Genomic DNA, 25,792 nt, shown 5'->3' with positions numbered 1-25,792 from the left:
TTGCGGGGATGATTGCGAATGTGCGATTCGATCCTTCGAAGCGGGCGGGGGAGATGGTGCTTTCTTGAATTCTTGTCCTGTGCAAACATCGGTTGTGGCTCACGTGGCAACCCAATGCTGGTAGAATCGCATGAAACGGTGAAGGGCTCGCGGCTTACCGCGGGCCCTTTTCTTTATGGAAGCGAACTTCGGCCGAAAGAAGGAACCATGGACAACAGCCGCGTCACCCTCGTCGATCACCCTATGGTGCAGCATAAGCTTTCCATCCTGCGCGACAAGGCGACTTCCTGCAAGCAATTCCGCGAGCTCGTGCGCGAGCTTGCCCTGTTCGAGGGCTACGAGGCGACGCGCGATCTGCCGCTGGCCGACGTGGACGTCGAAACCCCCATCTGCACGGCGCGCTGCAAGCAGGTGTCGGGCAAGAAACTCGCGGTGGTGCCCATCCTCCGCGCGGGCCTCGGTATGGTTGACGGCGTGCTCGACTTGATTCCCGCGGCGCGCGTGGGACATCTGGGCATGTACCGCAACGAGGAGACTCACGAGCCGGTTCCCTACTATGACAAGATGCCCGAGGATATCGCCAACCGCACGGTGCTTGTGGTCGACCCGATGCTCGCGACGGGCGGTTCGATCATCTCGGCCGTCACCTATCTGCGCTCGCGTGGCGTCACCGGCGAGATCAAGCTTATGGTCCTCGTCGCCGCGCCGGAGGGCATCGACGCCGTCCTCGCCGCCGACGACAACGTGCACATCTACACGTGCGCCATTGACGAGGGGCTGAACTCCGCGGCCTACATCGTCCCCGGCCTCGGCGACGCCGGCGACCGCATCTTCGGAACTAAATAACAGTCCTGTGGACTGTTATTTCCCTGTCTATGCGCCCGAGCGGGCGCGTCCCCGAACGCGCGAAGCGTCGGTCGGGGACAGGGAAGTCGAGCAGGACTGCCGAGCGACTGAGCGTTGCCGCGCTCTCGCCATATGAGGGATAGATTTCCAATGACTCAAGATAAGAGACCCAGCTGGGACGAATACTTCATGACGCTTGCCAACCAGGTCGCCACGCGCACGACGTGCATGCGGCGCGGGGTGGGGGCCGTCATCGTGAAGGAGCGCCGCATCCTTGCGACGGGGTACAACGGCGTGCCGGCGGGACTTGCGCACTGTGCCGAGACCGGATGCTTACGCCAGCAGCTCGGCGTTCCCTCGGGGCAGCGCCATGAGATCTGCCGCGGACTCCATGCCGAGCAGAACGCTATCATCCAGGCAGCGCGCTACGGAATCAACATCGCGGGCGCCTCGATCTACATCAACACCCAGCCCTGCGTCGTGTGCGCGAAGATGATCATCAACGCCGATATCGAGGAGATCATCTACCAAAATCCCTATCCCGACGAGCTCGCCATGTCGATGCTCGAAGAGGCAGGAATCAAGCTTAGGGTGTTCGAGCCGGCGAACAAGTAAAGGACTGACCTCGCAAAATACGAGTCACACGAAGCGTCTCGGCAAGGCGGCACAAGAGTGAGCGGTCCCTCTTTTCGGCCAAGCGCGCGCAAATGACCGCTCACCCGAAAAAAGGACGTGTTTCCTACGGCGCCTTCGCGACTCCTTCACATTCGGCTATTATACGGAAGGCTTTAAGAAGGGCGCAGTGCGCGCAGAGGGTCAAGGAAAGAAGGACATGGTAGTAGCAATCATCGTCGCGGTGCTCGTTGGACTGGTGAGCGTCATCCCGTTCAACGTGGCTATCAAGAAAATCCGCGCGGTCGATCCGACCAAGTCTTTGAATCTTCTCGGCTCTTTCCTTTTGACCATTGCCGCGTCGTTTGTCATCCTCGTCGCGGGTATGGTCGTGTGCAAGCTCGTTGCGCCTGACGTCGCGCTCGCGTATGCGGTTGCGGAACTTGTCGCATTCGTGGTCGGGGTTATTGTCTTCGGCGTGTTTTTGTCGAAGCGTCGATAGAGAAGGAAAAAGGAGAGGTACATGGCTTTTGAACTAACGGGCAATCCCCTGAACGATATCTCCGCTCCTATTGAGGAGCTCAGCGAGTCGTTCAACTCGACGCTCGTCTTCGATTTCGGCAATGGCGTCGGAATCACCCAGTACACCTTTTGGATGATCATCATCTGCGCGATCGTGCTCGTGGGCGTGCTCGTGGGCGTGCGCAAGATCAAGGTCGTCCCCGAGGGCAAGTTCGCGGGCCTTGTGGAGTGGGGTTACGACGCAGTTCGCCGCAACATGGGTGAGGGCGCTATCGGCCATGGCTACAAGAAGCACATCCCGTTCATCGCGACCATGTTTTTCTTCATCCTCATCTCCAACGTGATCGGCCTTATCCCGGGCGCGAAGACGCCGACCGGCACCCTGTCCGTCACGTTCGCACTTGCATTGCTCTCTTTCCTGTACTTCAACTTCTACGGCATCAAGGCCAAGGGCGGCTGGGGCTACATCAAGTCCATCGCTCCGTCGGGCCTTCCTAAGCCGATGGTTCCGATTATCTGGTTCTTCGAGTTCTTCTCCCTGGTCATCCGCCTGCTTACCCTTGCCGTTCGACTTTACGGCAACATGTTCGCCGGCCACATGATCCTTGGCATCTTCGCGATCATGACCCAGTTCTTCATCCTCGATCTGATCTCGTTCGCCAATCCCGCAGGCGTCGCCGCGATTGCATGGGCCGTGTTCCTCGTCGCCATGTACGCGCTCGAATGCCTCGTTGCCTTCCTGCAGGCATACGTGTTCTCCGTGCTGACGGCCGTGTACGTGGGCCTCGCTCAGAGCGAGCACTAGAACCGCGCGGGCCGCGCCCGCATCGCGCCGAAAGGCGCACCAATTCGGTTTCAACGACGTTTCCGTTAGAAACGCCGAGAGACATAAGTAAAGCAGTTTTTGAGAAAAGGCTCAGAAACGAAAAAAGGAGGAAAAGTGGAAGCTACTCTCGTTATCGCAGCCCTGAAGGTTGTCGGCTACGGCCTCGGCACCATCGGCCCAGGCATCGGTCTTGGTCTTTGCGGCTATGGCCTGTGCGTTGGCTCTGCTCGCCAGCCCGAGCTCGCCGGCAAGCTCTTCACCAACGCGCTTATCTTCGGCGCTCTGGCTGAGGCACTCGCCCTTATCGGCTTCGTTCTTACCTTCATCTTCTAAATCGGCTGTATCGTTTTAGAAATACACGCTGAGAGAGAAGGTGGATGAGTGAAAGCAAAACTGAAGACGAAGTTGGCAAAGGCCGGTGTCGCAGCTGCATCTGCAGCAAGCCTTGCATGTGCTTTCCCCACCCTCGCGTTCGCCTCTGAGGAGAAAGAAGGCATCGCGGTGCTCATTCCCGATATGAATGAGTTCATTCCGATGCTCGTTGCCTTCATCATCATTCTCATCGTGCTGGCCAAGTTCGGTTGGCCCGTGGTTGACAACATCATCACGAAGCGCGAGAGCGCCATCAAGGAAGCCCTTAAGAAGTCTGAGGAAGCCCAGGCAGAAGCCGAGCGCACGCTTGCCGAGTACAAGCGCCAGCTCGAGGAAGCTAAGGCTCAGTCCGCGAAGATCATCGCGGATGCGAAGGCTACGGGCGAGGCTGTCAAGGCCGACATCACCAACAAGGCCCAGGCTGAGTCTGCCCAGATGATCGAAAAGGCTCGCGGAGCGATCGAGGCCGAGAAGAAGGCCGCTGTCGCCGAGCTGCAGGGTTCTATCGCCGATCTGTCCGTCGACGTGGCTTCTCGCCTTGTCGGCCACGACCTGAACGACGATGAGCACCGCAAGATCATCGAGCATTACGTGACCGAGGCGGGCAGTTTCAATGCCTAATAACCGCCTCATCACCAAAGAGAAGATCGCCGCGTACGCATCGGTACTCCTCGATGCCGCGAACACTTCCGGCGGCCAAGACGCTGTTCTCGAAGTGCGCGAACAGGCGGAGAAGATCGTCTCCGTGATGCGGACGAATGTCGATCTTTCAGGCGCCCTGGAAGACGCGGCGTACACGCCCGAACAGAGGGCCCAGATTGCACGTGCGGCTTTTGCGCAGTGCAACCCTGCTTTCACCGAGGTTCTGGCCGTCATGGCCGAGCGCGGTGAGATCAAGTTGCTCCCGCAGGTCCGTGCAAGCTACGAAAACCAGGTGGAAACCAAGCTCAACCTGTGCATCCTCGATGTGACTACGGTTGTTGAGCTCGATGACCATCTGCGCGACATCATCAAGCAAAAAGCCGAATCCGAGCTGGGCATGAAGGTCGTTCTTCGCGAGCGCATCGACAAGTCCATTTTGGGCGGCATCATCATGAGCGCGGGCGACAAGCGCATCGACGCGAGCGTGGCTAGCCAGCTCAACAATGCGCGCATCGTGCTGAAGAAGAAAACAGATGGAGGTGAATGCTAGTGACTGAAATTACCGCACAGTCCATTGACGAAGCGCTGCGTAAGCAGTTGGCCTCCCTTGAAGTGAGCGTTGATTCCCGCGAGGTCGGTACCGTCATCCAGGTCGGCGACGGCATCGCTCGTGTTGACGGTCTGAAGAACGCGATGGCTGGCGAGCTTCTCGAGTTCGTCGGATCCAACGGTAAGACCGTGTTCGGCTTGGCCCAGAACCTCGAAGAGGATGAGGTCGGCGCCGTTCTTCTCGGTGACGTCACCGCAATCAAGGAAAATGATCAGGTCCGTACCACGGGCCGCATCATGGAGGTTCCGTCCGGCAAAGGCCTGCTCGGCCGCGTCGTGAACCCGCTCGGCATGCCGATCGACGGCAAGGGCGAGATCGAGGCCGAAGGCACCCGCCCGGTTGAGTTCAAGGCTCCTGGCGTTATCAGCCGCAAGCCTGTTCACGAGCCGATGCAGACCGGTATCATGGCTATCGACTCCATGATTCCTATCGGACGTGGCCAGCGCGAACTTATCATTGGCGACCGCCAGACCGGTAAGACTGCTATCGCCATCGACGCCATCATCAACCAAAAAGACGAAGACATGATCTGCATCTATGTTGCGATCGGTCAGAAGGCTTCCACGGTTGCTGGCGTTATGGAGACCCTCGAGCGCTACGACGCCATGAAATACACGATCATCGTGTCCGCAACGGCTGCCGATTCCGCTCCGCTGCAGTACATCGCGCCTATGGCCGGTGCTGCAATGGGCGAGTACTTCGTCTACAACGGCGAAGACGGCAAGCCCGCAGGCCCGGAGAACCCGGGACGTCATGTGCTCATCATCTACGATGACTTGTCCAAGCAGGCGGTGGCCTACCGACAGATGTCGCTGACCCTCCGTCGCCCGCCGGGACGCGAAGCATATCCTGGCGACATCTTCTACCTGCATTCTCGCCTGCTCGAGCGTGCAGTCAAGATGTCCGACGAGTACGGCTGCGGCTCCATGACGGCTCTGCCGATCATCGAGACCCAGGCTGGCGACGTCTCCGCTTACATTCCGACCAACGTGATTTCCATTACCGACGGTCAGATCTTCCTGTCCACGGACCTGTTCTTCCAGGGCCAGCGACCGGCAGTCAACGTTGGTATCTCGGTTTCCCGCGTTGGCGGCTCCGCTCAGACCAAGGCTATGAAGTCCGTCGCAGGCACCCTGCGCCTCGACTTGGCCGCTTACCGCGAGCTGCAGGCATTCACGCAGTTCGGCAGCGACCTCGACAAGGCGACCCAGGATCAGCTGAACCGCGGCGCTCACATGACCGAGCTTCTGAAGCAGGGTCGTTACGTCCCGATGCCCTTCTACGATCAGGCTATCGCCATCTATGCTGGCGGTAACGGCTATCTCGACGATATCCCGGTTGCCGATGTTGTTCGCTTCCGTGGCGAGCTCATCGAGTACCTGCATGCGTCTAAGCCTGCCATCGTTGAGAGCGTCAAGACCGAGAAGAAGTTCACCGACGAGACCAAGACCGAGCTGAATGCCGCTATCGAGGCGTTCAAGACCCAGTTTTCGCCTTCGGTGTAAGGTAGGTATCATATGCCCAACCTTCACGACATAGAAAGGCGAATCAACTCCGTCACCTCGACGAAGCAGATTACGCGCACGATGGAGATGGTCGCGGCGGCGAAAATCCGTCGCGCCACCGACCGTGTGTTCAATGCGCTTCCTTGGGCTAACTGCATCTCCGACATGCTGATCAGCACGGCGAAATACGCCCCGCTCGATTCCGAGCCTCTGCTGATCACGCATGACGAGGTGAAGCGTGCCGTCGTCGTTGTGGTCACGTCGGATCGTGGGCTTGCAGGCGGTTTCAACAGCAATGTGCTCCGCGAAGCCGAGAAGCTTATCAAGGCGAAGGAAAAGCAGGGCATCGAGGTTGAGGTCATCGCTTGCGGTAAGAAGGCCATCGGCTACTTCAACTACCGTGGCGTTAAGCCGATCTTCGAGTTCCGCGATCTGTCTGCAGATCCTACCTACGAAGAGGCTGCAGAGATTTCCGCCTACATCGGGGAAGGCTACAACCACGGCTACGAGAACGGGCAGATTGACGAGGTTACCCTCGTGTTCAATCATGCCAAAAACGGTGCCGAGCAGACGCTCATCGTGCAGCAGGTTCTGCCGATCAACATGATGAGCTTTGCCGATGTTCTCGGTTTGGAGCCGAAGGAAGAGGATGTCCTCGAGCCTTATCGTGATGGGGAGAAGAAGATCCCCGGCGATGTGGACTTCGAGCCCGATGCTGCAACCGTTATGCACCAGCTCATGGTGGCGTACCTGCGCAACACGTTCTACTACGCGCTGATTGATTCGGCCGCAGCAGAGCAGGGCGCTCGTCGTACGGCTATGAAGTCGGCGACCGACAACGCTACCGAGATGGCCGAAACGTTGACCAGACTGTACAACCGCGTCCGTCAGGGCGCCATTACGACCGAGATTTCGGAAATCGTCGGTGGCGCAGCGGCTTTGGAGGATTAAATATGAGTGAACATTTGCTTACAAGAGAGGAGCTCGAGGCCAGCAAGGGCGCTACCGGCCGCATTGTGCGTATCGTCGGTCCTGTTGTCGACGTGGAATTCCCCGCGGAATCCATGCCGGGAATCTACAACGCTCTTACGGTTGACGCGAAGACGCTCGCGGGTGACATGCATGTCGTTCTCGAAGTTGAAACGCATCTTCCTGGCAACCTCGTTCGCTCCGTCGCTATGAGCTCGACTGACGGTCTGGTTCGTGGCCTCGAGGTGCTCGACACCGGTCATCCGATCATGATGCCCGTTGGCAACGAGACCCTGGGCCGCATCTGGAACGTCATGGGCGAGCCTGTTGACGAGAAGCCGATGCCCGATGTGACCGGCTACATGCCGATTCACCGTCCGGCTCCCGAATATGATCAGCTGTCCACCAAGACGGAGATCTTCGAGACCGGCATCAAGGCCATCGACCTCATCGAGCCGTTCATCAAGGGCGGCAAGACCGGCCTGTTCGGCGGCGCAGGCGTCGGCAAGACCGTTATCATCCAGGAGCTTATCAACAACCTCGCTCAGGAGCACGGCGGCACGTCCGTGTTCACCGGCGTAGGCGAGCGTACCCGTGAGGGTACCGACCTGTTCCTCGAGATGAGCGACTCCGGCGTTATCAACAAGACCTGCTTGGTTTACGGCCAGATGAACGAACCGCCGGGAGCGCGTCTGCGCGTCGGCCTCGCTGGTCTGACTGAAGCTGAGTACTTCCGCGATCAGGGCCAGGACGTGCTTCTGTTCGTGGACAATATCTTCCGCTTCACCCAGGCTGGTTCTGAGGTTTCCGCACTTCTCGGCCGTATGCCTTCTGCTGTAGGCTATCAGCCGACGCTGGCTACTGAGATGGGCGACCTTCAGGAGCGCATTACCTCGACCTCGACCGGTTCCATCACTTCGGTGCAGGCCGTTTACGTTCCTGCTGACGACTTGACCGACCCGGCTCCGGCCACCACGTTCACGCACCTCGACGCGAAGACGGTTCTTTCCCGTTCCATCGCTGAGCTCGGCATCTACCCGGCTGTCGACCCGCTGGAGTCCACCTCCCGCGCGCTCGACCCGCAGATCGTCGGCGAGGAGCACTACCGCGTGGCTGTCGGCATCCAGGAGCTTCTGCAGAACTACAAGGACCTCCAGGACATCATCGCCATCCTCGGTATGGACGAGCTTTCCGAAGAGCAGAAGCTGATCGTGAACCGTGCCCGTAAGGCGCAGCAGTTCTTCGGCCAGTGCTTCCACGTGGCCAAGCAGTTCACCGGCCTCGACGGCAAGTACGTCAAGCTCGAGGACACCATCCGTTCGTTCGGTGACATCCTCGACGGCAAGTGCGACGAGATCCCTGAGCAGTTCTTCCGCTTGAAGGGCTCCATCGACGAGGTGTACGCTGCTTACAACGAGTCGAAGGAAAAAGCCGATGCCTAAATTCCGTTGCACGGTGGCTATTCCGACCCGCGAGTTGTTCCACGGCGAGATCGAGTACGCTCAGATCCCGGGCAGTGAGGGCGACCTCGGCGTTATGGCCGGTCATGAGATGTTCGTGTGTACCAACCGCCCTGGCGTGTTGACGCTGACGCTCGATGAGGCCGGCAAGGATAAGCGCTACTTTGTGACGTACGGCGGATTCGCCCAGGTGCTCGACAACAACCTGTCGGTTCTCGCCCGTATGGGCAAGGACGTCGACAGCATCGATGTCGAGGAACTCACCGCTAAAGCGGCGAAGCTTCGTGAGGCTATCGCTCAGCTCGAGGGCAAGGGCGATGACCAATCGACGGCTCTGCTGGAAACGCACCGCACCAAGCTGGAGTGGTACGATCTTCAGCTCAAGGCTGTTGGTGCTGTGAAGTAGGCTTATCGCAGCCATCACTTGAAAAGGAAAGGCCGACTCCCGATGAGGGGGTCGGCCTTTTTGTTCGTTTACTTATGCCAATCGACGAGGCAGGAATCGAGGCCAGCGATAAGGGCCTCCTTGTCCATGTGTCGTCCGATGAAGCAGATCTTGTTCATGCGGTCGCCTACCTCCGGATCCCAGTCTTCCATGATTTCGGGGTACTCGCTGATAGCCTGCTCGCGCTCTTCTTCAGTGGCGGCGTCGACGAACATGCTGCTTTCATCCATCGTCATCTGGCGGCCCGCCTGCTCGAACACGTATGCGGTGTCGGGATGTTCGGTCACCCACATGATTCCCTTCGCGCGGATGATGCTCGTAGGCCATCCTTCCGCATATTCATTGAGTTTGTCGAGATCGAAGGGCTTGCGACGCTTGTAGATGAAGGTCTCGATGTCGTACTCGAGGACCTCGGGGTCGTCATGTTCCTCGGGATGTTCCATCGCATCTACCCAGGCGGCGGAGTTGTACGCCTTCTCGAAGTCGAAGCGGTTCGTGTCGAGAAGCTCGCTCATGGGAACGTCGCCGCGCGTCGCCTCCACGATGACCGCTTCTTTCTGCAAGCTGTGAACGATTGCCTTCAGCTCGCTCATCTGTTCGGGCGTTACCTTGTCGGCCTTGTTCAGGATGAGCGTCGAGCAGAACTCAATCTGCTGGATGAGCAGGCTTTCAATATCGTCTTCGTCGATATCCTCCTCCAAAAGATCGCGTCCGCCATTGAACTCGTCGTACATGCGCGCGCAATCCACGACAGCGACGATGTTGTCCAAATCGAGCGGAGCGTGGCCCTCGTTTTTCGTCTGGTCGCAGAAGTCTGAGATGATATACGCGATGGGGATGGGCTCACAGATGCCCGATGCCTCGATGATGATGTAGTCGTACTTGCCCGCGTTCGCGATGTCGGTCAGCTGGTTGGCCAGATCATCGGAAAGCGTGCAGCACAGACAGCCGTTCGTGAGCGGGATAAGGTCGCCGTCCATTTCGGAGAACCCGTTCGAGTCGACGAGCGCGGCATCGACGTTCACCTCGCCGATGTCGTTCACGATGACCGCGGCACGGATGCCCTCCTCGTTTGCGAGGATGTGGTTCAACAGCGTCGTCTTACCTGCTCCGAGATACCCGGTGAGCAGGATAATTTTGATTGGCTTTTCTTCTTCCATGAAGCGCTCCTTTGCAGTTAGCTTGATTGCTTTTTGTTTGCTACCGCCCACTTTACTCCAAAGGTGCTTTGCTCGCGGCTATCTCCATGCGAAACCGTCCGTAATCGAACAAATGCTGTGGCTTTCGCGCAGCGACTGCGGTAAGCGAGACGGGTCTTGTCGCACTGCGATACAATGCGGAACGACACATGAATCGATGCCGGCCGCGCGAGGCTTTTCTTGCGCGGCCGCGTTGCGCATCCGCGCATTTCCCGTTCGCAGTACGCAGGAGAAGATACCTATGCCCGTAGACATCGCCACGTTGAATGGCCCTCAGGCCGAAGCTGTCCAGTGCACGGAAGGCCCGCTTTTGGTACTCGCGGGCGCAGGCTCGGGTAAGACGCGCGTGCTCACCTATCGCATCGCCCATCTCGTGGAGGACTTGGACGTGGCGCCGTGGGAAATACTTGCGATCACCTTCACCAACAAGGCCGCCGCTGAGATGCGCGAGCGCCTTCAGGGCATCATCGGGCCGCGGTGCCGCGGCATGTGGGTCTCTACCTTCCACAGCATGTGTGTGCGCATGCTGCGCGCCGACGCCGAGCGCCTCGGCTTCTCGAAGAGCTTCACCATCTACGATGCCGACGATCAGAAGCGCCTGTACAAGGAAATCATGGCCGAGCTCGACATCGACCCGAAGCGCTTTCCCGTAAACGCCCTTATGGGGCGCATCTCCCAGGCGAAAAACGAGCTCATTGTGCCGGGTGATTTCGAGAAGCAGGCGATCGACCCGGTGGGGAAGGTGGCCGCCCGAATCTACACGCGACTGCAGGAGCGTCTGCGCGCCGCGAACGCTTTCGACTTCGATGACCTGCTCGTGTACGCGTATCTGCTGCTGAAGAACCACCCCGATGTGCTCGAGGCATACCAGGAGCGCTTCCGTTACATCATGGTGGATGAATATCAGGACACGAACCATGCGCAGTATGCTATCACCGGGCTTTTGGCGCAGAAGTACAAAAACATCATGGTCGTGGGCGACGACGACCAGTCCATTTATTCGTGGCGCGGTGCCGACATCCGCAACATCCTCGAGTTCGAGCAGGACTATCCCAACTGCCACACGGTGAAGCTCGAGCAGAACTACCGCAGCGTGGGCAATGTGCTCGCCGCCGCGAACGCGGTCATCGCGAACAACCAGCACCGCAAGGCGAAAAAGCTCTTTACCTCCGCCGAGGATGGCGAGAAGATCCACGTCTATATGGCAACCGACGAGCGCGACGAGGGCCGTTGGATCGCGGGCGAGATCGAGAAGCGCCGCTCGGCGGGCATGTCGTACAACCAGATTGCCGTTTTTTACCGCACGAACGCCCAATCGCGCATGCTTGAAGACATGCTTTTGCGCGCGGGCGTGCCCTACCGCATCGTCGGCGGCACGAAGTTCTTCGATCGCGCGGAGATTCGCGACGTCATGGCATACCTCACGCTGGTCGTGAACCCCTCCGACGACATTGCCGCGAAGCGCGTCATCAACGTGCCGCGCCGCGGAATCGGCAAGACCACCATCGAGCGCATCGAGCAGTTTGCACGCGAGATGGGCATGACGTTCATGCAGGGGGCTGAGCTTGTCGTGCTTGACCCCGAGCTGCGCGCCTCGACCCGCCGCGCGGTGGGCGAGTTCGTGGAGCTTATCAAGGAGGCTCAGGAGTACTCAGGCGAGCTGCGCCGCGTGGTGGAGATGATCGTCGATCGCGCGGGGCTCATCTCGGCGCTCACCAACGAGAACACCGATGAGGCGCGCGGGCGCATCGAGAACATCCAGGAGTTCATGGGCGTCGTCGACGAGTTCTCGCAGACGCATGAGGAAGACGACGCGGAGTTTGCTGCGCCGACGGAAGGGGACGCGGTTGCCGGCGACGCGGAACCTGTCCGCGTGCTTCGCGGGGATTCCCTTGCTGACTTCATCGAGTGGGTGCGCCTGCGCACCGATTTGGACACCATGGGGGAAGACGGCAAGGCTGTCACGCTCATGACCGTGCACTCGTCAAAGGGCCTCGAGTTCGACTGCGTGTTCACGGCGGGCATGGAGGAGACGCTTTTCCCGCATATGAACAGCGTGAACGATGCTGCGGGAATCGAGGAGGAGCGCAGGCTTGCCTACGTTGCGATCACCCGTGCGCGAAAGGTGCTCTACCTCACGTGCGCGCAGCAGCGCCAGATTTTCGGCCAGACGTCGGCGAACCCGGTATCGCGCTTCATCCACGAGATTCCTGCCGAGCTGCGCCAAACCTCGGGGCTGGGCTCTGCGGGCTTTTCCGGCACTGGTTGGGAGAAACGCGGAAGCCGTCGCGGTATCGCGGGAAGCGGTACGGAAGCGGGCGGCGGTCGCGTGTTCGGGCGCTCGAGCGCATCGGGAAGTGCGGGCCGCGGCGACCGCGACCGCGCAGGCCGAAGCGGGCATACGGGCTCGAGTGTTCACGGTTCAGGCGGCTACGTCAACCCGAAGGCGGGGAAGAAGGAGGCCGCGGGCGTCACCTTCTCCGTCGGCGACGCAGTTGACCATAAGACGTTCGGCCGCGGCAAGGTCGTGAAAGTCGACGGCGACACGCTCCATATCCGCTTCGCGAAAACCGGCCAGACGAAGAAGCTTTTAAAGGACTACGCCCCCATCGTGAAGATTGGGTAGCGCGAGCAAAGAGGCTGCTAGGGAAGGCTGAACCGCACCCCATTTCTTGGATACGAGAAATGGGGTGCTTTTGGAAAAGTATGCTCATAATGGTGATGAGGGTAAGATTTACTCGATGAGCTTGATTAGTTCATCTCGGCTACAAGCACCCTGCCATATACAGCGGCAGATAAACCCGGTCGCCTTCGATTTTCATCTGTTTCGGGTGCAACACGTACTGCGTGCCGATTTTCTTATCGAACGTCTCTTTGAGCCTGTCTAGCGAAACGGTGCCATACTGCCGCGGCGACTTCACTTCGATAGGGCTTATCCGCGGTTTTCCTGCCGCGTTCACGTACGGTCGTACAATAAGGAAATCGATTTCCATGCGCTGCTGGTTTTCCTTCTTCCCCGACTGCGAATAGAAAAACAGCTTGCGCCCATTGGCGACAAGGCATTGCGCGACCACGTTTTCGACAAGCATTCCCTCGTTGAGGCCCACGTCGCCCCTGAGCACCGCCCGGTACACGCCCTCTTCGTCCGTCGCTCCCGTCGACAGTGCAAGCGTCGCGAGCAACCCCGTGTCTGCCATATAGCACTTCAGGGAAGTTTGTTCCACACTCAACCCCAGGCCGACGCTCGGGTCGGTGGAGGCGTAGCAAATGTTCGCTATGCGCGCATCGGAAAGCCAGAAAAACGCCTCTTCGTACGTGCGCATGCGAGCATTTTTGCTGATGGAGCTGAGCGTGAACTTCTTTTCATGCTTGGATAGCTGCCCGGGTATACCGTCCAAAACCGAAACGACCTTGAATTCGTAACCGCGGGCGAAGCGCGCCACGTCGTTGCGATACAGCTCGATGATCTGCCGCTTCGCCTGCTCGACTGGCTGGAACTTTCGCTGCTCGGTGTATATCCTCACAGGCTCGGGCATGCCTCCCACCAGCATGTATTCGCGGAACAGGGCCGACGCCTTACGATGCAGGTTGTCGGGAAGGGGCTTGAGGGAGTCAAAGCTTGACCCGATGAGCTGCGCTAGGGGCTTCTCGCCCATAGCCCAGAGAAATTCCTCGAAATCGAACGGCGCGAGCTCAAGCGTCTGCTCCTCGGACGGAACGACGATGTCCTGGATATTCTGTTTGATCGATAGGAGCGACCCGGTTTCAACATAGTCGTACCGGCCGTCAGCGACAAGGTACTTCACAAGCCCCCGCGCGAAGGGGAACATCTGCACTTCATCGAAAACGACGAGGCTCTCGCGGTCGAACAGCTCGACGGAATAATAGGCGGAAAGATACAGGAACAAGGCGTCGAAATCGTTGCTGTAATCGCGAAAGTACTGCTTGACCTCGTCGGGGGCTTGGAAGAAGTCGATCACGAGACATGATTTATATTCGTTTAGGCCGAATTCCTTAGCAAGCGTGCTTTTCCCGACGCGGCGGGCGCCTTCTATGAGAACGGCTGTTTTCCCAGCCTGTTGTTGTTTCCACTCAAGGAGCTTTTCGTATGCTTTTCTTTTGAGCATGGCTTTCCTAACACGATGCGCAGAACTTCCATGCCCCCATTATGCACGATGCGCAGAACTTTCATAAGTAGAATATGCACGATGCGCAGAACTTGGGGTTGTAGCCTTTGCGGGCGGCAATGCGCTCCAAACGCAAAAGCCCGAAAAGGCTCGGCAACGTACTTGAGCGATGCCGAGCCATGCCCGCCTTCGCTTTCCCGCCTTCGGCCATGATGCCGAAATGGAAATCGCCTTGCAACGGGCTTGGGGCAGACAAGATTCCGGAGTTCAAGAAACAGGACTAAGGCAAAGGGAAACCGACGCAAATGAGTGTTTGCATTCCGATAAAGGATCTCAAAGATGCTGCCGCATAGTTAGCATCTAATTGCTTCCACGGTGATCCTTTCTTGTTATGTTGAATAAGCTTTATCGGTGATGGCATTGCAGTTTTTCTCGGATGTGGAGGTGCATACATGCGGAAGAAGTGATTTTGCCCCGATTGCCGACTTCCCTTGCAGTATTCGTCTTGGTATGTTGTGCATTTGTATTCTGGGAAAACGCCAGATGAAGTCTCTGCGCTTGCAATCGTTTGTGTACTTTCGTAGAATATAATTATCGTACAAGAATCTGTACAAGTATGGAGGTCTCGCCATGGAAGCGGTTGCGTACTCGACGTTTCGCAAGGATTTACGGGCATACTTGGATAAGACGCGCGATGACGCGACTCCGCTGCTGGTCACGAGCAAAGATCCAAGCGCGAACGTGGTCGTCATGAATGCGATGGACTACGATAATCTCATTGAAAACCTGGAAGTCCAATCAAATGCGCGACTGATGAGCAAGATTGAGCGAGGGATGAAGCAGTTTGCCGAAGAACGAGGTGCAAACCACGAGCTCATCGAGGTAGAGGATGCCTAAACTGTGGTCCGACGATGCCTGGGAAGATTATCTTTGGTGGCAAGCCGAGGATAAGCGGACGCTCAAACGCATTAACAAGTTGATAGAAGATGCGCTGCAAAACCCTTATGAGGGGCTGGGGAAGCCTGAAAAACTTAAGGGCAGCTTGTCTGGCTTGTGGTCTAGAAGAATCAATGAGAAAGATCGACTTATCTACGACGTGCAAGGAAATACAATCCGCATTTACTCGGCAAGAAGCCATTATTCGGACAAATAGGCTTAGCTTTCTGGCGCCTTGCTTTCGGCGGCGCTCTTGTCCGCGGCCAACTTCGCATTTTGCCTGTGCACCTTCAGATTTGGGAAAGCGAATCTGAAGGCGCTATCCCGAATCTGGCATTCGGCGGAATGCCCTCTAGCTCCTGCTCATGCAGCTTTCGCAGTAGGCGCAGGCGGCGGGGGTGGCGGCGAGGCCCCCGAGGGCGCTTTCGCGCAGCTCGAAGGGGAGGCTTTTGCCCACAGCGAACATCGCATCGACCGTCTGGTCGAAGTCGACGAGGTTCCCGATGCCCGCAAGGGCAATCTCCGCGCTCACGAGCGCCACGGCGGCGCCTGCCGCGTTGCGCTTCTGGCAAGGCACTTCCACAAGCCCTGCCACGGGGTCGCAGACGAGCCCCATCAGGCTAGTGAGCGCGTTCGCGGCAGCGTTCAGGCACTGCGCGGGCGTGCCCCCGGCAAGCTCGCACGTCGCCGCAGCCGCCATGGCGCATGCGGCGCCCACCTCCGCCTGGCAGCCGCCCTCGGCGCCCGACACGGTGGCGTTTCTCGTGATGAGGAATCCCACGGCGGCCGCGCAGGAAAGCCCGCGAGCCAAGTCTTCATCGGTGAACCCGTGCTCTTCTCCGAGAGCCATGAGCACGCCGGGGACGACGCCCGCGCTGCCCGCGGTGGGTGCGGCGACGATTCGACCCATCGAAGCGTTCGTTTCGAGCACAGCCATCGCATAGGTCGCCGCCTTCGCCGTCAAATCGCCGCAGACGCTTCTCCCCGACGCATGGAACGTGCGCATCCGCTGCGCCTCGCTGCCCAGAAGGCCGCCCATGGACTCGGCCGGCTCCTCGATCGGTCGCAGCGTCGAGGCGCGCATCACATCGAGCGCGCGCTTGAGGTATTCCTGCGTGTCGGCGATGCATCCTTGCGACGCGCACAGGGCCTCCTCTCGGGCGCAGAAGGCTTGCGAGATGGCTGAATCATGGGCGTCGCACCAGTTCAAAAGCTCTTTCCCGCTCGCAAAATCGAGCGCTTCGAAGCTTATAAGCGCCTGCTCCTCGTCGATGGGACAGCCTTTCGCGCCTTCGCCCTCGGAAGCTGTGCTGTCGGCGGGAATCACGCGCACGTCGAAGATGCCGGGGTGCTCGGCGATCGCACGGCGCACCTTGTCGCTCACCCGTTGGTCGCATTCGAGCACGGTGTAGGCCACCTGGCCGCGTCTTTCGCGGAACATGCGAGTCGTTGCGATGTTCACGCCCTCGTTCGATAGGCACCTTGCGATATGGGCGAGCACGCCTGCCTCGTCTCGCTGCCGCACGACGACGCTCGTGTGCTCGCCGGTGATGTGCACGTCGATGCCGTCGAGGCGCGTGATCACGGCTGCGCCGCCGCCGATGCTCTCGCCGCGCACGCAAACCGTGCAACCTGATTCATCAGTCACGGTGACGTCGATCGTGTTGGGGTGCGCGAAATCGTCGGCCTGAGGGTCGGGGGTGAAGGAGAATGCGAGCCCCTTTGCGGAGGCCCAGCGGAAGGAGTCGCGAACGCGCAGGTCGTCAGCGGCAAACCCAAGCATGCCAGCAACGAGTGCCTTGTCAGTGCCGTGCCCCTGGTAGGTGTGCGCGAACGATCCGAGAAGACGAAACACCGCTTTTTGGGGTGCCGAGCCGCACAGGTTTCTCGCCATAAGCGCGATGCGCAGCGCGCCTGCGGTATGCGAGGAGGAAGGTCCGACCATGATCGGGCCGATGATATCGCGAAGTCCAAGCGTTTTCATGGGAATGCGCTCCTGTTTCTCCTCAGTTTGATGCTGTCGCGCGCGTCTCGCGGAATGCGCTCACATTGCGCGCAGCGTGTGCGAAGCCGCTCGTGGCATACGCGATATGTGCAATGGCGCACGCTGCGTAGATAATGCGCACGACAAGCATCCTCAACTTCCGTTTCGAGTCGCGCATCGCCGTGCCGATTCCATCAACACTATATATCAGTTGCGTTGGGGCAAAGGGGATGGAAGGCACGAGCTCGCAAGCGCAGAGGCTTCGCGACCTGCAATCCCTTTCACGCCGATGCCTAGCGCGATTGCGTTTCCGAGCTCGCGCGATGCGGGGCGTGCGTTATACTGTTCGGGCATTTTCAACATCCCGCCGAGATCGCTCAGGTTAGTTGCGCATCACGATGTACGCTGCCGCTTTGAGCTGCACGGCGGAGAAACAAGGAGAGAGAACATGTCATCGATCATCGTCGTCGGTCACAAAAACCCTGATAACGACGCCATAAGCGCGGCTGTCGGGTATGCATACCTGAAAAACGAGCTCGCGCGCCGCGCGGGCGAGGAGGCCGTCTTCGAGCCGGTGCGCCTGGGGCCGCTTCCTCCCGAGACCGAGTGGATCATGGGCGAGCGCGGCATCGAGCAGCCCCGCCTTATCGAGTCGGTTCCCGAGGGCGCTAAGGTCATCCTCGTCGATCATAACGAGATGCTCCAGTCCGTGGACGGCTTGAACACTGACGACCTTGTCGAAGTTGTCGACCATCACCGCCTGGGCGGCCTTACCACCGCGCAGCCGATTCGCGTGAACGTGAAGCCCGTCGGCTCCACCGCCGCCATCGTCGCGCGCGAATTCGAGATCGAGGGTGTGGAGCTTCCCGAGTCCATCGCCGCACTGCTGCTCGGTGCGATGCTCACCGACACCGTCATCATGAAGTCGCCCACCACGACTGATTTCGACCGCGACATGATTGCGCGTACGGCCAAGACCCTGGGCGTCGATCCGGTCGAATACGGAATGGACATCTTCAAGTGCCGTTCGAACCCCGCCGAGCTTCCTATCGACAAGCTGGTGAACGCCGACGCGAAGGAATTCGAACTCAAGAATGGCAACAAGGTCTACATCGGCCAGTTCGAGACCGTCGACTTGAAGGCGGTCCTCGGCCGCGAAGCCGAGATTCGTGAGGCTATCAAAGCGCTCGTCGCTGAAAAGGGCTACCAGTTCGTGCTGTTCTTCGCGACTGACATCCTCGCTGAGGGCTCGCAGTTCATTTGCGAGGGCGATACGCAGTTCGTCTCCGACGTGTTCGGCGTGAACTTGAACGATGGCGAAAGTGCTTGGATGCCCGGCGTTCTTTCCCGCAAGAAGCAGGTCGCGGCGCCTATCCTCGCTGCCTAGATCGGCAAGCTCGTCTGCGAAGGCGGACTCTCGCCGCACCCGAACAATCAAGGCCCCGTTGCTTTGCGGAGATTTATCCGCAGGCGTCGGGGCCTTTTTCGTGCTCGAGCGATTTCTGCGCTGTTGAAGTTGTCCCTGTTGTGGGATAGCCGTCGTGGAAGAGGTGCGCTGGACGTGCGCCCTCTCCCTACCTGCAGGGATAGCCGCGCCGCTTCTCCGCCGAGTGCTTTCGCGCTACTCCTCCCAGCGTTTCGCCACGTAGTCGAGCAGGAACTCGTAGAATCGTTGCGCTTCGGAATCTGGGGTGCAGCGGCTCGTTTTCGCCACGATGACATCGCGCGTGAATTCGGTTTCCTGCAGATGGACGAGGCGGCAGGACTTCGGGTCGAGGTCGCCCCAGCTGTGGTCGGGCCAAAACCCCACACCAAGCCCGAGGCCAATCATCTTCTTCACGACGAGGGGGTTGTCGCTTTCGAAGGCGATGTGCGGGGTGAAGGCGCGGCGCGCGCAGAAGGTGTCGCACACCTCGCGGAAGCGGCGTGAGCCGGCGAGCGCGATGAACCGCTCGCTTGCGAAATCGGAAAGCGAGGCGGTTTCCCCAAGCGCGCTGCCTGCGGGAACGGCGATGCCGATGCGCTCGGAGAAGGGCGTTTTCTCGACGGCGTTTTCCACCGTGCTCGAGCCGCGCGGCGTGATGGTCGTCACGATGACATCGCGATGCCGCTCGCGCTCGTCCTGTGTGATCTCGAACGAGACATGCGGGTTGAGCTCGCTATAGGCGGCGATGCCGTCAATGGCCACCCCGGATGCCGCATGGACGCCGACGCGGACTACGCCCTGCTCGCCCTGTTGGAAAAGCTGCACGTCGCGCACCACATTCTCGAGGGTTTCCATCGCGGGCTTCACGCGGTCTCGAACGTAGGCGCCGGCGGGGGAGAGGCGGATGCCGCGCCCCGCACGCTCGAACAGGCTCACGCCGAGCTCCTGCTCGAGGCGGTGGATTGACTGCGTGAGCGCAGGCTGGGCGATGTGGAGCTGCTTCGCCGTGTTGGTCATGTGCTCACTTTCGGCTACGGCGAGGAAGTATTTCAGCTGAAGCAGTTCCATGGGTGCTCCAATTCGATAATGGATTACTTATCGGTTTCATCTTAAAGATATATTGGACATTATCAAGAGAAAGCCTACCATGAATCAAGTTGTAAAATGCTCGATTCGGGAGATGGTATTACCGTGGCGGAAGTGCTTGAAGCTGTCATGCTCATTTGTTTCGGCTTGTCGTGGCCGATGAATGCGTACAAGAATTACAAGGCGCGTACGGCGGCGGGCACGAGCTGGCAGTTCATCCTGCTCATCACGCTCGGCTACTTTGCCGGCATCGCTGCGAAGTTCGTATCGGGCACGATCAACTGGGTGCTCATCGTGTACTTCATCAACGTGGTGTGCATTGCGGTGAATTGGGCGGTGTATTTCCGCAATCGCAAGCTTGACGAGGAGCGCGGCGTCATCGATGCCGCCGAATCGCTCAAGGAACGCCGCGCAAGCCGCGATCGTGCGGTGGCGGCCGCGGAAAACGGCTACATCGAAGGGGTTCGTGCAGCAGGCCGCCAGTAACGCAGGCGCCGAGGCCCTTTCTGGAGCGAGCGTACGCGCCCGAACCAACTGCATACTTCCAGCGAGTCGCTGCTTCCATCCCTATCACGGCTCGCGATTTCACAGGGCGCCTTCCCTCAGGCGCCCTTTTCCGCATAAGGGTCCGAGTTTTGCCGGGCTGCTCGAGAAAAGCAGAAAGGTGCCGCCTCGCCAGAAGTTGCGCTGCTTAATTGTGGAGAAGAGAAGGAGACGACTCCCAAGCGAGGAGTCACCGGTGCAGCGATCGCCCTGAAAGCGGCAGCGAGACAGCTTCTTCAAGTTGCGTTTTGCCAGCTCACAGCAACCTATCCGCATGATGTCCCACCCCTGTGCGCCGTTTACCTTAAGGAATAGACACACCCGGGTGCGTGGCGTTTGACAAGCTGGTGTTCGAGCCGTATAGTACCAACTCGCGCCGCATTGCGGCGTGTATTTTCGTGTGCGCACCAGCTGAGCGTACATGAAAATGGGGGAGCGCCTCGCACGCGGGGCAATCCCAGCAGGCATATGGTTTTCGCAGCCACATGGTCAGGTTGCGCGAAGCCAGGTAGTAAAGAAGGAGAAGGAACTTGCCTACTATTAATCAGTTGGTCCGCAAGGGCCGCAAGACGGCTGTCGCCAAGTCCAAGACGCCGGCGCTCAAGGGCAACCCGCAGAAGCGTGGCGTGTGCACCCGTGTGTACACCACCACGCCGAAGAAGCCGAACTCGGCTCTTCGTAAGGTTTGCCGTGTCCGCCTCGTCAACGGCATGGAAGTAACGGCCTACATCCCCGGCGAAGGTCACAACCTCCAGGAGCACTCCATGGTGCTTATCCGCGGTGGTCGTGTTAAGGACCTTCCTGGTGTCCGTTACAAGGTCATCCGCGCTGCTCTCGACTGCGCTGCAGTCGACAAGCGCAAGCAGGCTCGCAGCCGCTACGGTGCCAAGCGCCCGAAATAAGTAAACCGCTAAGTCGCGCGGGCCAGAAAAGAAAGGCCTAATGGGAGGTTAGGAAAGCCCCCTCGAAGCGCGCAGGAAAGAAGGAGTTACCCAATGCCGCGTCGTGCAGCAGCAGTCCGTCGTGAAACTCAGCCGGACGCAAAGTTCAACAATCGTCTCGTCACCCAGCTGATCAACAAGATCATGCTCGATGGCAAGAAGTCCATCGCCGAGGGCATCGTTTATGGTGCTTTCGACATTGTCGAGGAGAAGTCTGGCCAGGATCCCCTGTCCGTCTTCAAGAAGGCCATGGACAACGTTCGCCCCACGCTCGAAGTCAAGCCGAAGCGTGTCGGCGGCGCAACCTACCAGGTGCCGATGGAGGTCAACTCCCGTCGTGCCACCACGCTCGCCATCCGCTGGATCGTCGACTTCTCGCGCAAGCGCAAGGAGCACACCATGAAGCAGCGCCTCGCTGCCGAGATCATGGACGCAGCCGAGAACACCGGCGCTTCCGTCAAGAAGCGTGAGGATCTCTACAAGATGGCCGAGTCCAACCGTGCGTTCTCGCACTACCGCTTCTAGGTCGTGAGGGAACATGGCTAAGACTAACGACCTGAAGCTCACCCGTAACTTCGGCATCATGGCCCACATCGATGCCGGTAAGACGACCACTACCGAGCGAATCCTTTACTACACTGGCAAGACCCACAAGATCGGCGAGGTGCATGATGGCGCCGCGACGATGGACTGGATGGTGCAGGAGCAGGAGCGCGGCGTGACCATCACCGCTGCTGCTACCACCTGCTTCTGGAAGAAGGACGACGAGACCTACCGCTTCCAGATTATCGACACCCCGGGCCACGTGGACTTCACCGCCGAGGTTGAGCGCTCCCTGCGCGTTCTCGACGGCACCGTCGCCGTGTTCGACGCCGTTGCCGGCGTCCAGCCGCAGTCCGAGACTGTTTGGCGTCAGGCGGAGCGCTACGGCGTTCCCCGCATCGCCTTCATCAACAAGTACGACCGCGTTGGCGCTGACTTCCTCCATGCGATTCAGACCATGAAAGATCGCCTGGGTGCCAAGGCCGTCGCGGCACAGCTCCCGATGGGCGCCGAGGACAACTTCTGGGGCGTCATCGACCTTGTCACCATGACCGCATGGGACTTCAAGGCCGACGACAAGGGCATGACCTACCCTGAGCCCATGGACGAGATCCCCGCCGAGTTCAAAGAGGACGCCGAGCTTTACCATCAGGAGCTCCTCGAGGCTGCCGCCGACTGCGACGACGACCTCATGGAGAAGGTCCTCATGGAAGAGGAAGTCTCCGTCGAAGAGCTGAAGGCTGCCCTGCGCAAGGGCGTCATCGCCTGTAAGATCAACCCCGTGTTCGTGGGCTCCGCCTACAAGAACAAGGGCGTGCAGGAACTCCTCGACGCCGTTGTCGACTACCTCCCGGCTCCGATCGACGTTCCCGCCATCAAGGGCACCAACCCCGAGACCGGCGAGGAAGATGAGCGCCCGAGCGATCCGAAGGCCCCGTTTGCGGCCCTCGCGTTCAAGATCATGACCGACCCGTTCGTCGGCAAGCTCACCTACCTGCGTGTGTACTCCGGCCATCTGGACGCTGGTTCCTACGTGTCCAACGCCACCAAGGATAAGAAAGAGCGCATCGGCCGCCTGCTTCAGATGCACTCCAACCAGCGCGTCGACATCGATGCCTGCTCCGCTGGCGACATCGTCGCCGTCGTTGGCCTGAAGAACACGACCACGGGCGACACGCTGTGCGAGGAAGACGCGCCGATCATCCTCGAGTCCATGGAATTCGCCGACCCCGTCATCGACGTTGCTGTCGAGCCGAAGACCAAGGCCGACCAGACCAAGATGGAGATCGCACTCCAGAAGCTGGCCGAAGAGGACCCGACGTTCCGTGTGTCGACCAACCATGAGACCGGCCAGACCATCATCGCCGGCATGGGCGAGCTTCACCTCGAGATCATCGTCGACCGTCTTCTGCGCGAGTTCAAGGTCGAGGCGAACGTTGGTAAGCCGCAGGTTGCCTACCGCGAGCGTCCGGGCCACGAAGTGCTCAACGCCGAAGGCAAGTTCGTCCGCCAGTCCGGTGGTCGCGGCCAGTACGGCCATGCGGTCATCAACATGTATCCGCAGGAAGCCGGCAAGGGCTACGAGTTCGAGAACAAGATCGTCGGCGGCGTCGTGCCGAAGGAGTACATTCCTTCCATCGACAAGGGCATCCAGGAAGCTCTCAACACGGGCGTTCTGGCTGGCTATCCCGTCGAGGACGTTCGCGTCGAGCTCATCGATGGTTCTTACCACGACGTCGACTCTTCCGAGGCTGCATTCAAGGTTGCAGGCTCCATGGCGATCAAGGACGCGCTGCGCAAGTCTGACCCGGTCATCCTCGAGCCGGTCATGTCCGTCGAGGTTGAAACCCCCGAGGAGTACATGGGCTTCGTCATGGGCGACATCCCGAGCCGCCGCGGCATGATCTGCGGCCAGGAAGCACGTGGCAACGCCGTCGTCATCTCCGCGAAGGTTCCGCTGGGCGAGATGTTCGGCTATGCAACCGACCTGCGCTCCGGCACCCAGGGCCGTGCGACGTACACGATGCAGTTCGCGTCCTACGAGCCGGTTCCGAAGAGCGTGTCCGAAGAGATTATCAGCAAGGCTGGCGGCAACGCGTAGAGCGCGGCTGCGACAAGCTTAATGGAGGTAAGATAAGTGGCTAATCAGAAGATTCGCATCCGCTTGAAGGGGTACGATCATGAGATCGTGGATCAGTCCACCAAGCTCATCGTCGATACCGCGCAGAAGACGGGTGCCAAGGTGTCCGGTCCTATTCCGCTGCCGACGGAGCGCAACATGTATTGCGTCGTCAAGGGCCCGCACGTCGACAAGGATTCCCGCGAGCAGTTCGAGATGCGCACTCACAAGCGCCTCATCGACATCCTGGAGCCGACCCCGAACACGGTCGATTCCCTGATGCGTCTCGATCTCCCGGCCGGCGTCGACATCGAGATCAAGCTGTAAGGGGGCTCTTTTAAATGATTAATGCAATCTTTGGCAAGAAGATCGGCATGACGCAGATCTTCGCTGAGAACGAAACCGTCGTTCCCGTTACCGTTATCCAGGCTGAGCCGAACAAGGTCTGCCAGGTGAAGACGAAGGCTACGGACGGTTACGAAGCTGTTCAGTTGGGCTTCGGCGCAATCAAGCCGAAGAAGGTCAACAAGCCGATGGCGGGCCATTTCGAGAAGCTCGGCACCGAGCCTGTTCGTTACCTGCGCGAGGTTCGCGTCGAGGACGCGAGCGAGTACAAGACGGGCGACCTGCAGACCGTCGCGGCATTTGCCGACGTGAAGAAGGTCGACGTCACCGGCACTTCCAAAGGCAAGGGCTTCGCGGGCGTCATCAAGCGCTACGGCTTTGCCGGTGGTCCTGGCGGACATGGTGCGCACTTCCATCGCGCCCCCGGTTCGGTTGGCCAGTGCGCAACCCCGTCCCGCGTCTTCAAGGGCGTTCGCATGCCGGGTCACATGGGCTGCGATACGGTGACCGTCCGCAACCTCGAGGTCGTTCGCATCGATGAGGAGCAGAACCTCATCCTCGTCAAGGGTGGTATCCCGGGCGGCAAGAACGGCATCGTGCGCGTGCGCATGGCGTAGTTAGTAACGAAGATTAGGAGCTGCATTACATATGGCAACGATTGATATCAAGGACGCGAAGGGTGAGAAGACCGGCACTGCCGAGCTCAATCCTTCCGTGTTCGGCATCGAGCCGAACGTCCCGGTCATGCACCTTGCGGTCCGCGCGCAGCGCGCTTCGTGGCGCCAGGGCACGCATGACACCAAGACCCGCGGCGAGGTTCGTGGCGGCGGCAAGAAGCCGTGGCGCCAGAAGGGCACCGGCCGCGCTCGTCAGGGCACCATCCGCGCACCTCAATGGGCTGGCGGCGGCACCGTGTTCGGTCCGCACCCCCGCTCCTACGAGATGAAGGTGAACAAGAAGGAGATCAAGCTCGCGATGCGCTCTGCGCTTTCCGCGAAGCTCGCCGACAACCAGCTCATGGTTGTCGCTGATTGGAACTTCGAGAAGCCCTGCACCAAGGACGCCGTTGCTGCCCTGAAGGCGCTCGGCATCGAAGGTCGTGCGACGCTCGTGATCGGCAATGAGGACATCAACACCTACAAGTCCTTCCGCAACATCCCGACTGTCACCATCGTCCCGGTGTGCATGATCAACACCTACGACTTCTTGGATAACAAGACGCTCGTGCTGACTGAGTCCACCCTGGCCCGCATCGAGGAGGTGCTTGCATAAATGAAGGATCCTCGCGAGGTTATCATCCGCCCCGTCATCACGGAGCACAGCTACGACATGATGGAGAAGAACACCTACACCTTCGAGGTCGCAAAGACCTCCAACAAGGTTGAGATCCGTCAGGCAGTTGAGGCCATCTTCAACGTGACGGTGACCAAGGTGAACACCCTGAACGTGAAATCCAAGCCGAAGCGCATGCGCGGTGCGGCTGGCCGTACCCGTACGTGGAAGAAGGCCATGGTCACGCTCAAGGAAGGCGATTCCATCGAGCTGTTCAACGCCTAGAGTCCTATCTCTGAGCGTCTGACGCCTGCTAGTAAGCCCCAGGTTCAATTTGAACTGCATCCCAATTCTTGGACGGGCTAATTAGCGGCCTACGCCGCACATAGGGACTGATTCCGGAACTCCTCCGGGGTCAGTCCCTTTAGTTTAACCTGCCTCCTTCTCGTGTTCCAGTGGATG

Annotated in this window: 28 protein-coding genes; 23 read left to right on the top strand and 5 right to left on the bottom strand. The window is 59.4% G+C overall.

The features are described from left to right. The first annotated feature begins 207 nt into the window (after window positions 1-207). The 11 genes from upp (at window position 208) to F8C90_RS06860 (ending at window position 8,770) form a co-directional block, all read left to right on the top strand. Window positions 208-846: a uracil phosphoribosyltransferase gene (gene upp / locus F8C90_RS06910; RefSeq protein WP_158049788.1), complete on the top strand. Its 639-nt coding sequence runs from the start codon at window positions 208-210 to the stop codon at window positions 844-846. Between the two features lie 150 nt (window positions 847-996). Then, on the top strand, window positions 997-1,461 hold the full coding sequence (locus F8C90_RS06905) for a deoxycytidylate deaminase (RefSeq protein WP_158049787.1): 465 nt from the start codon (window positions 997-999) through the stop codon (window positions 1,459-1,461). Window positions 1,462-1,678: 217 nt separating this feature from the next. Continuing rightward, on the top strand, window positions 1,679-1,960 hold the full coding sequence (locus F8C90_RS06900; protein WP_158049786.1) for a hypothetical protein: 282 nt from the start codon (window positions 1,679-1,681) through the stop codon (window positions 1,958-1,960). A 21-nt stretch (window positions 1,961-1,981) separates the two neighbouring features. Then, on the top strand, window positions 1,982-2,785 hold the full coding sequence (gene atpB / locus F8C90_RS06895; RefSeq protein WP_158049785.1) for a F0F1 ATP synthase subunit A: 804 nt from the start codon (window positions 1,982-1,984) through the stop codon (window positions 2,783-2,785). Window positions 2,786-2,920: 135 nt separating this feature from the next. Continuing rightward, window positions 2,921-3,139 carry an ATP synthase subunit c family protein gene (locus F8C90_RS06890; protein ID WP_158049784.1) on the top strand — a complete coding sequence of 73 codons (219 nt, stop codon included), beginning with the start codon at window positions 2,921-2,923 and terminating at the stop codon, window positions 3,137-3,139. Between the two features lie 48 nt (window positions 3,140-3,187). After that, entirely contained in the window at window positions 3,188-3,799 is a 612-nt protein-coding gene (gene atpF, locus F8C90_RS06885; protein WP_158049783.1) for a F0F1 ATP synthase subunit B, read from the top strand. Then, window positions 3,792-4,370 (top strand): ATP synthase F1 subunit delta, encoded by a 579-nt coding sequence (gene atpH, locus F8C90_RS06880; protein WP_158049782.1) that lies wholly within the window; start codon window positions 3,792-3,794, stop codon window positions 4,368-4,370. Before atpF ends, atpH begins: the two co-directional genes overlap by 8 nt. Next, entirely contained in the window at window positions 4,364-5,935 is a 1,572-nt protein-coding gene (gene atpA, locus F8C90_RS06875) for a F0F1 ATP synthase subunit alpha (RefSeq protein ID WP_211361052.1), read from the top strand. The genes atpH and atpA overlap by 7 nt, the downstream gene beginning before the upstream one ends. A 12-nt stretch (window positions 5,936-5,947) precedes the next feature. Continuing rightward, window positions 5,948-6,886, top strand: coding sequence for an ATP synthase F1 subunit gamma (gene atpG, locus F8C90_RS06870; RefSeq protein WP_158049780.1), 939 nt, complete (start codon window positions 5,948-5,950; stop codon window positions 6,884-6,886). A gap of 2 nt (window positions 6,887-6,888) precedes the next feature. Beyond that, window positions 6,889-8,346: a F0F1 ATP synthase subunit beta gene (gene atpD, locus F8C90_RS06865; RefSeq protein WP_158049779.1), complete on the top strand. Its 1,458-nt coding sequence runs from the start codon at window positions 6,889-6,891 to the stop codon at window positions 8,344-8,346. Further along, window positions 8,339-8,770, top strand: a complete 432-nt coding sequence (locus F8C90_RS06860; RefSeq protein WP_158049778.1) for a F0F1 ATP synthase subunit delta/epsilon — start codon at window positions 8,339-8,341, stop codon at window positions 8,768-8,770. The genes atpD and F8C90_RS06860 overlap by 8 nt, the downstream gene beginning before the upstream one ends. Before the next feature lie 68 nt (window positions 8,771-8,838). Here F8C90_RS06860 and F8C90_RS06855 read toward each other — a convergent pair whose 3' ends face one another. Further along, entirely contained in the window at window positions 8,839-9,969 is a 1,131-nt protein-coding gene (locus tag F8C90_RS06855; protein WP_158049777.1) for a CobW family GTP-binding protein, read from the bottom strand. A 280-nt stretch (window positions 9,970-10,249) separates the two neighbouring features. Here F8C90_RS06855 and F8C90_RS06850 point away from each other — a divergent pair, with 280 nt between their 5' ends. After that, complete coding sequence (locus F8C90_RS06850; RefSeq protein ID WP_158049776.1) at window positions 10,250-12,634, top strand: ATP-dependent helicase; 2,385 nt, start codon at window positions 10,250-10,252, stop codon at window positions 12,632-12,634. Between the two features lie 139 nt (window positions 12,635-12,773). On the opposite strand, the gene F8C90_RS06845 is transcribed toward F8C90_RS06850, so the two are convergent. Further along, on the bottom strand, window positions 12,774-14,135 hold the full coding sequence (locus F8C90_RS06845) for an ATP-binding protein (protein WP_158049775.1): 1,362 nt from the start codon (window positions 14,133-14,135) through the stop codon (window positions 12,774-12,776). Between the two features lie 630 nt (window positions 14,136-14,765). Here F8C90_RS06845 and F8C90_RS06840 point away from each other — a divergent pair. Further along, a complete protein-coding gene (locus F8C90_RS06840) occupies window positions 14,766-15,032 on the top strand; it encodes a type II toxin-antitoxin system Phd/YefM family antitoxin (RefSeq protein ID WP_158049774.1) in 267 nt (88 codons plus the stop codon). Then, on the top strand, window positions 15,025-15,288 hold the full coding sequence (locus tag F8C90_RS06835; RefSeq protein ID WP_158049773.1) for a Txe/YoeB family addiction module toxin: 264 nt from the start codon (window positions 15,025-15,027) through the stop codon (window positions 15,286-15,288). The genes F8C90_RS06840 and F8C90_RS06835 overlap by 8 nt, the downstream gene beginning before the upstream one ends. A 135-nt stretch (window positions 15,289-15,423) precedes the next feature. Here F8C90_RS06835 and sdaAA read toward each other — a convergent pair whose 3' ends face one another. Continuing rightward, complete coding sequence (gene sdaAA / locus F8C90_RS06830; protein WP_158049772.1) at window positions 15,424-17,055, bottom strand: L-serine ammonia-lyase, iron-sulfur-dependent, subunit alpha; 1,632 nt, start codon at window positions 17,053-17,055, stop codon at window positions 15,424-15,426. A 448-nt stretch (window positions 17,056-17,503) separates the two neighbouring features. On the opposite strand from sdaAA, the gene F8C90_RS06825 reads away from it, so the two are divergent. Continuing rightward, window positions 17,504-18,442, top strand: a complete 939-nt coding sequence (locus F8C90_RS06825; protein ID WP_158049771.1) for a manganese-dependent inorganic pyrophosphatase — start codon at window positions 17,504-17,506, stop codon at window positions 18,440-18,442. A gap of 234 nt (window positions 18,443-18,676) precedes the next feature. On the opposite strand, the gene F8C90_RS06820 is transcribed toward F8C90_RS06825, so the two are convergent. Then, the gene (locus F8C90_RS06820; protein ID WP_158049770.1) at window positions 18,677-19,549 is read right to left on the bottom strand and encodes a LysR family transcriptional regulator; all 873 of its coding nucleotides are present in this window, start codon (window positions 19,547-19,549) and stop codon (window positions 18,677-18,679) included. Between the two features lie 96 nt (window positions 19,550-19,645). Between F8C90_RS06820 and F8C90_RS06815 the strand changes: the two genes are divergently transcribed. The 8 genes from F8C90_RS06815 to rplW all read left to right on the top strand — a co-directional run bounded on the left by F8C90_RS06815 (window position 19,646) and on the right by rplW (window position 25,615). Continuing rightward, window positions 19,646-20,053: a hypothetical protein gene (locus F8C90_RS06815; protein WP_246155838.1), complete on the top strand. Its 408-nt coding sequence runs from the start codon at window positions 19,646-19,648 to the stop codon at window positions 20,051-20,053. 587 nt (window positions 20,054-20,640) lie between these two features. After that, window positions 20,641-21,012, top strand: a complete 372-nt coding sequence (gene rpsL, locus F8C90_RS06810; protein WP_158049769.1) for a 30S ribosomal protein S12 — start codon at window positions 20,641-20,643, stop codon at window positions 21,010-21,012. Window positions 21,013-21,105: 93 nt separating this feature from the next. Then, on the top strand, window positions 21,106-21,576 hold the full coding sequence (rpsG, locus tag F8C90_RS06805) for a 30S ribosomal protein S7 (protein WP_158049768.1): 471 nt from the start codon (window positions 21,106-21,108) through the stop codon (window positions 21,574-21,576). Window positions 21,577-21,589: 13 nt separating this feature from the next. Further along, window positions 21,590-23,695, top strand: coding sequence for an elongation factor G (gene fusA, locus F8C90_RS06800; RefSeq protein WP_158049767.1), 2,106 nt, complete (start codon window positions 21,590-21,592; stop codon window positions 23,693-23,695). Between the two features lie 36 nt (window positions 23,696-23,731). Continuing rightward, window positions 23,732-24,040, top strand: coding sequence for a 30S ribosomal protein S10 (gene rpsJ, locus F8C90_RS06795; protein WP_158049766.1), 309 nt, complete (start codon window positions 23,732-23,734; stop codon window positions 24,038-24,040). 14 nt (window positions 24,041-24,054) lie between these two features. Then, on the top strand, window positions 24,055-24,675 hold the full coding sequence (rplC, locus tag F8C90_RS06790) for a 50S ribosomal protein L3 (RefSeq protein WP_158049765.1): 621 nt from the start codon (window positions 24,055-24,057) through the stop codon (window positions 24,673-24,675). Between the two features lie 31 nt (window positions 24,676-24,706). Further along, entirely contained in the window at window positions 24,707-25,330 is a 624-nt protein-coding gene (gene rplD / locus F8C90_RS06785) for a 50S ribosomal protein L4 (protein ID WP_158049764.1), read from the top strand. Further along, entirely contained in the window at window positions 25,331-25,615 is a 285-nt protein-coding gene (gene rplW, locus F8C90_RS06780; protein WP_158049763.1) for a 50S ribosomal protein L23, read from the top strand. Between the two features lie 89 nt (window positions 25,616-25,704). Here the strand turns inward: rplW and F8C90_RS06775 are convergent. Then, on the bottom strand, window positions 25,705-25,792 hold an 88-nt coding region (locus F8C90_RS06775; protein WP_158049762.1), incomplete at its 5' end, for an IS3 family transposase.

This window comes from Ellagibacter isourolithinifaciens, from assembly GCF_008831035.1.
Classification (GTDB): domain Bacteria; phylum Actinomycetota; class Coriobacteriia; order Coriobacteriales; family Eggerthellaceae; genus Ellagibacter; species Ellagibacter isourolithinifaciens.
Note: the sequence above shows the minus strand (reverse complement) of the source record. Positions and strands in the feature narration are given on the sequence as shown.